Below are 11,553 nucleotides of genomic sequence, written 5' to 3' on the forward strand. Positions count from 1 at the left end.
TAATATAAATTTAATCATATATTAGGGGGAAGCTTAATGACCTTTAATGAAAAAAATGCTTTGTTAATGAGACTAGAGCAATTGGCTGAACATGAGAAAAACCTTGCGGAACAGTTGAGAAAAGAAAGGGAAATCATATTTACCAGGCTAAAGGAAATTGATGAGCTGGACTTTTACTGTATGAAGGAGCAGTCTACCTTAGAAAAAAGAGATGTACCGATAGCAAAAAGCCAATATTTAAATTAATGTTTCATTTTCTATTTCAGGTTTCTCCCATGTATGAACATAATATATTTTTTCAAATCCTATTTCCTACTTCCATATGAACCTGCAGATAAGTCACTTTATAGGGTGGCTTTTTGTTTGCCGCTGAGGACTTTGGAAACACAGTATACGCCCTAAGTTAATTAGTCATAGGAGGAGAACCAAATTTAATGACCACAAAGACAAAAAATGAAGACTTGCTATTTGTTGCATGGGCCACTTCAATCATTGCCATGTTCGGAAGTCTGTATTTGTCCGAAATCAGGCAGTATGAACCCTGTACGCTCTGTTGGTATCAACGGATTGTTATGTACCCATTCACTGTTCTTCTTGGAATAGCCATCATTCGAAAAGAATACTTCATCTCTATCTATGTAATGATCCTGTCCTTTATCGGTGGCGTTATTTCCTTATATCATTACCTTTTACAAAATGTCTCTATCTTATCTAACAACGCACCGTCTTGCGGAAGGATACCTTGCAACGGAAAATATATTAATTGGCTTGGATTCATCACCATTCCATTCCTTGCATTAATAGCATTTACTATTATTTTTTTATGCACTTACATAATCTATAAACGAGTAAAGGGGAGCCAAGACAAGTGAAGAAAGTAATTGTTTTTATTGTTCTCGTCGTAGCTATATTTGGAGTGACAGCATTTGTTTCCAGTAAACAGCAAGCAGTTAAAGTGGAGGGCAATCCTTTTGGGAAAGAAACGCTACACCCTGCAACAGTCGAGCAACTGGATGATCCCAATTATCAGAACCTGATCTTACCAAATGAACTTGAAGGCGACTTAGAGGCAAATAAAGACCGTTTTGTTTACTTCTATAGTCCAACCTGTTCTCATTGTAAGGAGACTACACCTGTTCTGTCACCATTAGCTAAAGAACTTGATGTTGATCTGGTGTTGTATAATCTTTTGGAGTTTGAGGAAGGGTGGGACGATTACAAGATTGAAGCAACTCCTACCATTATCTATTTCAAAGATGGCGAGGAGGCTGATAGATTAAGAGGAACCAATACAAAGGATGCTTTTAAGAAATGGTTTGAATCTAAGTGATAACGCGGTCAGGAAGCAAAAAGGAAAGCCGGCATTATTGTGCCGGCTTTTTTTCTCAAAAAAAGATTGTCCAATATCATAAAGGTAGTATTAAAATAAGCTCGGTTACTTTAGAGAATCCTAAAAAGAAAGGAAAACTTTGTGAAGGATTGGTTAACTCTCAAAAGGTATGAACCTTGTACGAGGCAGGGGCCAATTTATATTTTATTTTTCGAATTTGGCGCAAATTAGGGACTAGTTCAGTCTAATATTGATTACTTAGGTACATAGTAGGAGCACTATTTTGAACCAGGATAATCGCGAACATTCCTATAGACAATTAGCATTAGAAACAAAACCTGGTAAATATAATTAATCATCAGGTTGGTTCAATATGTGATTAATGCAGGTTGTACCTTTATATTATCATTTTGTATGGTAAGTACTCTCCTATTAAAAAAATTGGTTTTTTATTACTCATAATATAGTATTGACGCAGAATAATATTCTCTTGTTCGGGAATCATTAAAATCTCTGCAATATATTTACTTTGGCATATTTTTATCTTTTTTATATCCCTTGATGTTTCAATATTGAAGATATCAATTAGCTTACCGATGGGAGTTTTCCCCTCAATAAGCGATTCCTTCATCTTACCAGGTATATTATCTAAAAATATAGCAGACATTGAATATAAATAGGGTTTAACATCGTCGTCACTATAAAGATAGGATTCCCTTAAATATGTATTTTGGGTGGTGGGTATATGCTCTTTCAACGTTTCACAGATGTTCCATTCTTGACCTTGTTTCAAGACCTTTACTTTAACTTCTTTTCCATGGTATAGCTCCAAATTGCTAGTCATGGATCCTTTCGAATAAAGAACCAGCTTTCCATACGGGCTAAGCACTTCTTCTAGTTCTTTTTTCTCTATCAAAAAGTCTTCTCCTCTTAAAGTCAATTCCATCTCTGTTTTTATTTTAATCACCCCTATATCTCAAAAATATAAGTGAAAATATAGAAAAATATAGAAAAATATATTCAATTAATATTATATATTATCTTTAATATTTTTTATAGTTTTTAAGAAAATTAATATGTTATTCGTCAGCATGAGAACAAAAATACCAATAATCGGCTGCCTTAAGAGTGGAGTTTCCAATAGAAAATGGAAAGCTGCACAAATTGGAAGGCCAACAGTATGGGAGAGTCGCTCAACAACCCATTCATTAGTCGTGAAAAGAATAAATTAGACAATATTTACAAAAATCACCTTAACTCTTAATCCAAAAATGCTATAACCATAACTAATGGGGAGGTGGAAGAGGAAGAAAAAGGTTTTAGTAAAGAATGATCCATTATAGATGGCATATTATTTTGAAGTTCAGTTATGCGTGGGCATTGGAATATTCTAATGCTTTTCGTAACCCCGTTAAATGACGAACGTTTTTCATGTAAATCGAGATTCATATCACAAAAATGAAATAGAAAGGATATAAAAGATGAAGGTAATTAAATTCATTTTTGTTTTGATTATGATTTTAAATTTCATAGTAACTCCTTCTTTCCAAGAATCCAACAAAGCAGAGGCTAGCTCGTCAGCCTTTAAAATTGCAGTCCTGCCTGATACCCAAAACTTAGCAAGTAAACATCCGGAAATCTTTCGCGCCCAAACGCAGTGGATTGCCGAAAACTCGAAGGAACAGAATATTAAGTTTGTGGTTCACGAGGGAGACATCACTAACAATAACAATACGTCCCAGTGGGAGGTTGCTTATGATGCAATGCAAACTTTAGATGAGGTGGTTCCTTATACGGTTTTGCCTGGAAACCATGATATAGGTACAGGTGGTTCGGCAAATACACGAGATACCACTTTATATAATACCTATTTTCCCGTAAGCAATTTTTCCGGAACTGAGACTTTTGGGGGTGTTTATTCGGAGGAACCAGATAAGTATGATAACAATTATCATACCTTTAATGCTGGAGGAACGGACTGGTTAGTACTTTCTCTTGAATTTGGACCAAGAGATCCTGTATTGGATTGGGCGAACGAAGTTGTTTCTTCTCATCCCAATCATCGTGTCATAGTAGTAACTCATAGCTACATGTTTTCTGATGAGACACGTCATAATACTGGACATGCCTGGAATGCGCATAATTATGGTGTAGCTTCAGAGATAGGTGGAGTTAATGACGGGGAAGAAATGTGGCAGAAATTCGTCAAGTTGCATCCAAATATCTCAATGGTGCTTAGTGGTCACGTGTTGAACGATGGTCAAGGTCGTCGTGTATCGGTAGGAGACTATGGAAATAAAGTCTACCAAATGCTATCGAACTACCAGATGCAAGCAAATGGAGGAAATGGATTTATACGTCTTCTGGACATCGATCCGGAAGCAGGGACCATAAAAGCAACCAGTTACTCTCCTTATCTGGATGAATACAAAACGGACTGGCAAAATGAATTCCAATATACAAACGTTGAGCTTGGTGCACCTAATTCGGATGTTAAAAAGCCTAGATATCTCTTCAGTAATGATTTTAGTGAGGAAAAGAATCGTGCTGATGACGGGCTTATGAAAGATTGGACCATCGTCGATGAAGGAACGATTGATGCACCTTCCAAATGGTCGGTTGCGGAAGGTGAAGTTGTTCAATCTTCCAACATCTATGGTCCGAATGTTCCTGCTGTTGACAATCGTAAGGGGACCTTTGCTTATTACGATAAGCACAGTGCCTTCAATTGGGGAGATTATACCTTTTCCGCTACATTAAATGCCACAGATAATGACGGAATTGGTCTGATGTTCCGCTATCAGGATCCAGATAACTACTATAAACTAGAATTGGACAACCAGCGTAAATTCTCCAAGCTCTTTAAAGTCGTTGATGGAAAAGAAACGACACTGGCTCATATGGCTGAACCAGGATATATCCCAGGCACCAAATTTGAACTAGAAATCAAGGTCAGTGGGAATCAGATCCAGGTGTTCCGGGACGGAATCGATATATTTGGGGAGCCTATTATTGACAATTCCCATTCAAAAGGGACGGTTGCTTTATATTCTTGGGGAAATCAAAGTAACTACTTCGATGATGTGCTGGTTAAAGATGTTATAAATTCTAGTCATCTCTTAGAGGATGATTTTAGTAAGGATAACCAACGTATTAATGACGGACCTATGAACGACTGGACGATTGTGGATGAGGGAACGATTGAAGCACCATCTAAATGGTCGGTAGTGAGAGGGGAAGTCGTACAATCTTCCAATATCTATGGTCCGAATGTTCCTGCCTTTGACAATCGTAAGGGGACCTTTGCTTATTACGACAAGAGTGGATCGTTCTCTTGGAAGGATTACTCATTTTCCTCAACCATACGCTCGACCGATAATGACGGAATCGGCCTTATGTTCCGCTATCAGGATCCAGATAACTACTATAAACTAGAACTGGACAACGAGCAAAATTTTTACAAGCTCTTCAAAGTCGTTGATGGGATAGAAACGACACTGTCTCATTTGGCTAAACCAGGATATACCCAAGGTGCCAATTTTGAATTAGAAGTCAAGGTTATCGGCAATCAGATCCAGGCGTTCCAAGACGGAATCAACATATTTGGAAAACCTATTGTCGATCATTCCCATTCAAAAGGGACGATCGCTTTATATGCTTGGGGAAATCCAAATAGCTACTTCGATGATGTATTGGTTAAAAGGGAACATAGATTAAATAGATAATCAGGGAATATGTAGATCTAATTAGTTGCTATGTTCGATTTTCTACATAGCTCTTTACACTTTCCCGCCTCGTTAAGACCTTGAATATAAAATGTCTTCAATTTTCTGGAAAACAGTATTATTAAAACTAATAATCATGTCACCTTAAATGGAAAACTTCTTTTCAAGCGAACTCTCATACTCTGGATTAACCATTCGGGTTGGGATGAAGGGCAAAGTAATGTTTGGCATTTTAAAGGAATTAGAGATAAGAAATAAAGAGACAGGTTCTATTGTGCTTTCAGAGCGGTAGACCTGTCCCTTTGCTTTATCTATTTAATATACCAAGTAAATGAATAGAGTTGATGAATGAAAACCGTGATATATCAAATTCCACCCAAGCAGTTTTTCTAATTTATTTAGTGTGGTAAAATTTAAATTCCTTAATGGGAGATGGTTATCCTCCCATAATCCGAAGTTTCATAAACAACTTGTAAAACAAGAGTGTTCAGTGGTTTGGTGGTCTGGTATGGGGATTCTAACTTTGATATTTAATCAGTTGATTTAATTCACCAGCCCCTTCTAAAAGGACCGGCAAATAAACTTTCTTAATTTTCTCCTCTGTTGACCAGATGGTGTTCGTAGAGATATTCATCGCCGCTATGGGCTCATCTTTCCTTGAAAAAATAGGGACTGCAATGGATCGAAGACCAATTTCTAGTTCGTCATTTCCTTCCGCATACCCTTGTTCACGACAAATTCTCAAATGTGCTTCAAACTCCTCAAAGTCAGTAATTGTCTTATCCGTAAAGGCCTCGATTTTAGCTGACTCCCACACTCTCTTCCTTTGTTCTTCAGGAAGCCAAGCTACTAACGCCTTTCCTAAGGAGGTCGCGTAGTAAGGTAGCCTTGAACCAACTCGCAAGTTTGCTCCTATGATTCGCTTTGCTGCATTTACCCTTGTAACATAAACGATCTCTGCTTCATCCAGAATGGCCAGATTCGTTGATTCCTTAACCCTAGAAGCAATGGACTCAAGAATTGGATGGGCCATATCAGGAAGAGTGAGCGATTCTAAATAGTGGGCAGCCAAATCTAATACCTTTGGACTTAGAGCAAATTTGTTATCCTTTATTTTTAAATAACCAAGGTCAACCAAGGTTAGAGCAAATCGCCTCGCTGTTGCCTTATTGATCCCGGTTTTTTTCTCTAAATCGCTCAATGTCAAATAGGCAGAACTGGAATCAAATGCTTTTAACACTACAAAACCCTTTGCAACAGAACTCACAAAATAATTAGAAGGCCTCTCGCCACTCATCGATTATGCTCCTTATTCTTAAATGTAATTTGATTCCAAAAATTCTTCAGAAAAAACTATACTTAAAAGTTGATAGTTACCAAGATTATCATTATAATGAACTTAAAATTTACACTATTCGTACTATTGTACGTATAGTGTACAAAAATATATGGTTAATTGCAAACTTCAGGCAAGAAGGACAAAGTTTCAAATTTTTGAAACGGATTAGGTTAATCACTATGCAAAATAAAAAGAGTTTCCTTTGTAAAGGTTTTATGAAAGGGCTTTCCTAATGCTTGGGTTTACGAAAAGGAGGAACTAAATTGAACAAAATTGTATCTGCTAAGGAAGCGATAGCTCATATCAGTGACGGGCATACAGTCGCAGTTGGTGGATTCGGATTAGTCGGATGCCCGCTATTATTGGTAGATGCTCTAGCGGAACATTCAGTATCCGGTTTAACTATTATCAGCAACAACCTAGGGGAGCCAGGTGGAAAAGGACTTGGAAAAATCTTGGTTCAAAATAAAATTGCTAAAGCGATAGGTTCTTATTTTACAAGCAATATCGATGCTGTCCGTTATGTAAATGAAGGAAGACTCTTGGTTGAATTGGTCCCACAGGGGACTCTATCCGAACGGCTCCGTGCGGGTGGTGCAGGAATTGGTGGGTTTTATACAAAAACTTCTGCTGGAACCTTGCTGGCAAACGGAAAAGAAACTCGTTTGATCAATGGCGAAGACTATGTGCTGGAATTTCCGCTTATCCCGGATGTTTCGTTAATCAAAGCAAAGAAAGCCGATCAATTGGGAAACCTTGTGTTCTCCAAAACGGCACGAAATTTTAATCCTGATATGGCCAGAGCGGGGAAAATCACCATTGTGGAAGCAGAAGAAATTGTGGAAATTGGAGAGTTGGATCCTGAACAGATTGTCATTCCTCATTTATTTGTCGATTTTATCGTAAAAGGAGGAAACGCGTGATGAACACTAGACAAAAAATCGCGATTCGAGCGGCAAAGGAAATTAAAAATGGAGATATTGTTAATTTAGGAATTGGGATTCCAACGCTTGTTGCCGATTACTTGCCACCGGACAGAGAAATCTTCTTACATACGGAAAACGGTCTTCTTGGAGTTGGCCCGACTCCTGCTGAAAACGAGGTGGACCCCGAAATTATTAATGCTGGCAAGCTGCCTGTTACAGCCAACGTAGGTGCCTCCTATTTCTCCTCATCGGAATCCTTCGGGATGATTCGTGGAGGTCATGTTGATATCGCGATTCTTGGGGCTCTGCAGATAGCGGAAAATGGGGACATCGCGAACTGGGCAATTCCCGGAAAAGATATTCTAGGAGTTGGTGGTGCTATGGATTTAGTCGCAGGTGCCAAAAAAGTGATTATTACTACCCAGCATTGCTCAAAAAACGGGGATGCTAAAATTCTAAAAAGCTGTGAATATCCTATTACGGCGAAAGGCGTTGCAAGCTTACTAATAACCGAACATGCAGTGTTCTCTTTTATTGATGGAAAAATGGTCCTTGAAGAGCTAGATGAGGAAATGTCACTGGAAAAATTAAAGGACATCACTCCTTCTGAATACATCATTTCCTCCACCCTAACAAGCTATAAGATTAACTAATGGAAAGGAGCAGACCTCTATGGTTCATGAGTATGTAATTGTCAGTGCCAAACGGACAGCAATTGGAAGGTTTGGAGGATCACTCAAAACTATTAATTCAGGAGATCTGGCAGCAGCCGTCTTAAAGGATGCTCTTCAAACGACTGGCATTCCCTCTGATCATATTAATGAAATTATCCTGGGTGAAGTTCGGCAGGCGTCGGAATCTTCTAATGTCGCTCGTGTAGCCGGCTTGAGGGCAGGCATATCTGAGTCAGCAACTGCTTACACGGTTAATCGTCTTTGCGCTTCCGGGCTGCAGGCCATTGTATCAGGAGTCCAGCATCTCGCTTTTCACCCGGATGAAATTGTCATTACAGGCGGAACAGAGAATATGAGCCGCGCACCTATTTATCTAAGAAATTCTCGCTTTGGTGAAGGGAATCCTCATATAGTTGATTCCAATATTGAAAACGGTCAACAACCAATCGAAATGTATGGCAAGGATTTAGGCATGGGGATGACCGCAGAAAACGTCGCAGAAAAGTATGGAATCTCTCGTACAGACCAGGACGCTTTTGCTTTAGAAAGCCAAAAACGTGCGAAACAGGCGTGGGAAAACGGGAAATTTGATTCTCAAATCGTTCCAGTAGAAGTGAAAACGCGAAAAGAAACAACTGTTTTTGCGAAAGACGAACATATGCGTGAAACATCAATTGAAAAACTGGCAGGCTTAAAGCCAGTATTCAAAAAAGATGGAACAGTTACAGCTGGGAATGCGTGCGGTCGCAATGACGGAGCTAGCGCTATTGTATTAATGACAAAAGATAAAGCTAAATCATTGTCCTTAAAACCACTTGCCAAGGTAAGGGACTGGTCGGTAGCAGGTGTCGATCCTCGCTATATGGGGATAGGACCAGTGCCGGCCGTTACGAATCTTCTGAAAAAGACTGGGCTTCAAATAAAGGACATAGGACTCATGGAATTAAATGAAGCCTTTGCTTCCCAGTCACTTGCCTGTATTCGTGAGCTAAACATCGATATGGAGAAAGTCAATGTAAATGGTGGTGCCATTGCACTTGGCCATCCATTGGGAGCAACGGGTGCCGTGATTCTTACCAAACTGATTCATGAAATGCATAGCAGACAAAATCAATTCGGCATTGCAACCTTATGCGTTGGTGGCGGTCAAGGAATGGCATTGTTACTAGAATTAGTTTGATAAATCATTTTCAAATTAAGGAGGTATTCGCTTGGAAATCGAAACAATTAAACAAAGTGCTCCGCCTTCTACATGGAAGGAAAAATTAAAGAATATGGGACCAGGACTCGTCGTTGCGGCTACAGGGGTTGGGACAGCCGATTTAGTGACCTCCCTTGTGATTGGTACACAGTTTGGTATGACTTTTGTCTGGGCAATCGTTGTTGGGGGAATTCTCAAATATTTCTTAAACGAAGGTGTTGGACGCTGGTATCTAGCTACTGGACATACCATTCTGGATGGCTGGCATAAAGTTGGAAAGTGGGCCACAGGGTATTTTGGGGTTTACTCGATCATATGGGGCTTTGTCTACGGGGCAGCAGCTGCCTCAACGTCTGGCATGGCGATGCATGCACTATTTCCAATCATGCCTCTTTGGGCTTGGGCGATTATCCACGCGATTGGTGGCTTTCTCCTTGTTTGGTCCGGCCGTTATCTATTGTTCGAACGGGTGATGGCGGCATTAATTGGTGTGATGTTCCTTACGATTATCGGCACCGCTATTCTCTTCATACCGAACTTCACTGAATTTGCAGGCGGATTTGTCCCGCGTGTTCCAGAAGGATCGTTTATGTTAATGCTTGGTTTGATTGGTGGTGTTGGCGGAACCATCACAATGTCATCCTACGGATACTGGCTTAACGAAAAAGGTTGGGTAGGAAGTAAATGGATTTCCATCATGCGCCTAGATTCAAAAGTGGCGTACACTCTAACGGCGATTTTCACGATGGCAGGTTTAATCATTGGTGCACAATTCCTTGCCGGCAGCGGCGTTAGTATCCGTGACGATCAGGGCCTTGTCACACTGGCCAATATGCTTGGGGACGAATTCGGCACTCCGATGCGCTGGATGTTCTTGGTTGCTTTCTGGTCGGCAGCATATACTTCTCTTCTCGGCGTTTGGAACGGTGTCCCGTACCTTTTTGCGGATTTCATTAAAACGATCCGCAATCAAAAAGGGGAAGGGGTTCAGCAGATCTCCGGAAAAGACCCAGCCTACCGTTTTTATCTAGCATGGCTTACTTTTCCCCCAATGGTACTAATGTTCTTTGGCAAACCAGTTGAATTGATTATCCTTTATGGAGCGCTGGGTGCATTGTTTATGCCATTCCTGGCAACGTCCCTGTTAATTTTATTGAACTCAAAAACAGTCGTACAAGAATATCGGAATAAACTGATACCAAATTTTGTCCTGGTTGGATGTCTTGTTCTATTTGTTTTCTTATGTATTAATGAATTAATTGGGATATTTTCTAACTAAAGTTTAATAAGAAATTTATGTAGAGAGGCTGTCCCAAAAGTGTGTTGGGACGCCTCTTTTTATGTCTTTTAGTGTCAAAAATTATGTTTTTTGACAGAAACAGTAGTTTTCCCTTGTTGTTATTAAATAGATATATACAATCTTCTGAAATACATGTTTCTTTTGATTGCATCTGTCCAGTCCCGACTGCACACAGGAAGCTGATACCAGAATCGCCTTACGTTTACGATACGTATTCAAGCGGATCAACCAGGACGACGACTCAGTTGTAACGGAAAAAGGAGAGACAGTCCGCAATTGGTACTGTTGTTCACCTGTCATATCCAGCTGGAAACCATACCGGACGAGACGTGCTCTGTCCTTGAAATCTTAATTCGGTAAAGGATCTCCCACATACCATTACTTCCAATAGCATTCTAGAAAAATATAAAGAAACCTAAAATTGAAGAAGATAAACGTAAGACGATAAGCGAACTGAAATAATGGGTAAATGTTTAATAGGGTTTAAATATGTGAAATACAAAAAAATGTAAACAGATATTTAGAAGGGAGGGATCAAAATGACATTAGTACGTCAATTCAATACTATTGGGGAAGCCGTTAAGGCAGCAAACAACCTACAGAATGATGGTATAGCGAATGATGAATTTTTCGTTCTTGCCCATAATGATAGAGTAATGGATGAAGTTGCAAGTCGTTCTGAAGCCGAAAAGATGAGAATGGATGACACTGGATTTGGAGCGGCTTTGAAAAATATGTTCCAAAGCCAGGGAGATGAGTTGCGTAGTAAAATGGAGGAATTAGGCCTAAGCAGTTATGAAGCAGAATCATATGAAAAGCAACTAGATGAAGGAAAGGTTTTATTAGTCTTTAAAGACGATCTCCAAGATTCTTATTTCCAGTTACACCCTGATTAAAGGGTAGTTTTGGAAACATTCAGCCGGTAATAACGATATAAGCAATTAATCAAAGAGCTGTTTTAAGGAGGCTGGGCCATAACTAGCTCAAATAGTGAGAAAGGTGAAATTGAGCGTACTCAATTTCACCTTTCTCTGTTTTTGCTTGTCTTTCTACTATAT

General features: G+C 39.5%; 11 protein-coding genes. 9 read left to right on the plus strand and 2 right to left on the minus strand.

Translation table 11 applies throughout. The features are described from left to right. The first annotated feature begins 36 nt into the window (after window positions 1-36). The 3 genes from EV146_RS26290 (at window position 37) to EV146_RS26300 (ending at window position 1,330) form a co-directional block, all read left to right on the plus strand. A complete protein-coding gene (locus EV146_RS26290) occupies window positions 37-246 on the plus strand; it encodes a hypothetical protein (protein ID WP_121614364.1) in 210 nt (69 codons plus the stop codon). Window positions 247-434: 188 nt separating this feature from the next. Continuing rightward, window positions 435-872: a disulfide oxidoreductase gene (locus tag EV146_RS26295; protein WP_132011548.1), complete on the plus strand. Its 438-nt coding sequence runs from the start codon at window positions 435-437 to the stop codon at window positions 870-872. Next, window positions 869-1,330 carry a thioredoxin family protein gene (locus tag EV146_RS26300; RefSeq protein WP_132011549.1) on the plus strand — a complete coding sequence of 154 codons (462 nt, stop codon included), beginning with the start codon at window positions 869-871 and terminating at the stop codon, window positions 1,328-1,330. Before EV146_RS26295 ends, EV146_RS26300 begins: the two co-directional genes overlap by 4 nt. A gap of 397 nt (window positions 1,331-1,727) precedes the next feature. Here the strand turns inward: EV146_RS26300 and EV146_RS26305 are convergent, their stop codons facing one another. Then, the gene (locus tag EV146_RS26305) at window positions 1,728-2,246 is read right to left on the minus strand and encodes a chorismate--pyruvate lyase family protein (RefSeq protein ID WP_158287232.1); all 519 of its coding nucleotides are present in this window, start codon (window positions 2,244-2,246) and stop codon (window positions 1,728-1,730) included. Window positions 2,247-2,811: 565 nt separating this feature from the next. On the opposite strand from EV146_RS26305, the gene EV146_RS26310 reads away from it, so the two are divergent. After that, window positions 2,812-5,055: a metallophosphoesterase gene (locus EV146_RS26310; RefSeq protein WP_199232723.1), complete on the plus strand. Its 2,244-nt coding sequence runs from the start codon at window positions 2,812-2,814 to the stop codon at window positions 5,053-5,055. Between the two features lie 517 nt (window positions 5,056-5,572). Here the strand turns inward: EV146_RS26310 and EV146_RS26315 are convergent. Then, on the minus strand, window positions 5,573-6,352 hold the full coding sequence (locus EV146_RS26315) for an IclR family transcriptional regulator domain-containing protein (RefSeq protein WP_132011551.1): 780 nt from the start codon (window positions 6,350-6,352) through the stop codon (window positions 5,573-5,575). A gap of 305 nt (window positions 6,353-6,657) precedes the next feature. Between EV146_RS26315 and EV146_RS26320 the strand changes: the two genes are divergently transcribed. The 5 genes from EV146_RS26320 (at window position 6,658) to EV146_RS26340 (ending at window position 11,391) form a co-directional block, all read left to right on the plus strand. Beyond that, window positions 6,658-7,317: a CoA transferase subunit A gene (locus EV146_RS26320; protein ID WP_132011552.1), complete on the plus strand. Its 660-nt coding sequence runs from the start codon at window positions 6,658-6,660 to the stop codon at window positions 7,315-7,317. Next, window positions 7,317-7,973 (plus strand): 3-oxoacid CoA-transferase subunit B, encoded by a 657-nt coding sequence (locus tag EV146_RS26325; RefSeq protein ID WP_132011553.1) that lies wholly within the window; start codon window positions 7,317-7,319, stop codon window positions 7,971-7,973. The genes EV146_RS26320 and EV146_RS26325 overlap by 1 nt, the downstream gene beginning before the upstream one ends. 19 nt (window positions 7,974-7,992) lie before the next feature. After that, window positions 7,993-9,174, plus strand: a complete 1,182-nt coding sequence (locus tag EV146_RS26330) for a thiolase family protein (protein ID WP_132011554.1) — start codon at window positions 7,993-7,995, stop codon at window positions 9,172-9,174. 31 nt (window positions 9,175-9,205) lie between these two features. Next, window positions 9,206-10,474: an Nramp family divalent metal transporter gene (locus tag EV146_RS26335; RefSeq protein WP_241994062.1), complete on the plus strand. Its 1,269-nt coding sequence runs from the start codon at window positions 9,206-9,208 to the stop codon at window positions 10,472-10,474. 560 nt (window positions 10,475-11,034) lie between these two features. Beyond that, the gene (locus EV146_RS26340) at window positions 11,035-11,391 is read left to right on the plus strand and encodes a YflT domain-containing protein (RefSeq protein WP_132011555.1); all 357 of its coding nucleotides are present in this window, start codon (window positions 11,035-11,037) and stop codon (window positions 11,389-11,391) included. Window positions 11,392-11,553: the final 162 nt, after the last annotated feature.

Source organism: Mesobacillus foraminis, assembly GCF_004340465.1.
GTDB classification, from domain to species: Bacteria; Bacillota; Bacilli; order Bacillales; family Cytobacillaceae; genus Mesobacillus_B; species Mesobacillus_B foraminis.

What these genes read in the sequence shown, in the direction of transcription:
- EV146_RS26290 (WP_121614364.1), top strand. Translation starts at nt 37, where the DNA reads ATGACCTTTAATGAAAAAAATGCTTTGTTAATGAGACTAGAGCAATTG.
- EV146_RS26295 (WP_132011548.1), top strand. Translation starts at nt 435, where the DNA reads ATGACCACAAAGACAAAAAATGAAGACTTGCTATTTGTTGCATGGGCC.
- EV146_RS26310 (WP_199232723.1), top strand. Translation starts at nt 2,812, where the DNA reads ATGAAGGTAATTAAATTCATTTTTGTTTTGATTATGATTTTAAATTTC.
- EV146_RS26315 (WP_132011551.1), bottom strand. Translation starts at nt 6,352, where the DNA reads ATGAGTGGCGAGAGGCCTTCTAATTATTTTGTGAGTTCTGTTGCAAAG.
- EV146_RS26325 (WP_132011553.1), top strand. Translation starts at nt 7,317, where the DNA reads ATGAACACTAGACAAAAAATCGCGATTCGAGCGGCAAAGGAAATTAAA.
- EV146_RS26330 (WP_132011554.1), top strand. Translation starts at nt 7,993, where the DNA reads ATGGTTCATGAGTATGTAATTGTCAGTGCCAAACGGACAGCAATTGGA.
- EV146_RS26340 (WP_132011555.1), top strand. Translation starts at nt 11,035, where the DNA reads ATGACATTAGTACGTCAATTCAATACTATTGGGGAAGCCGTTAAGGCA.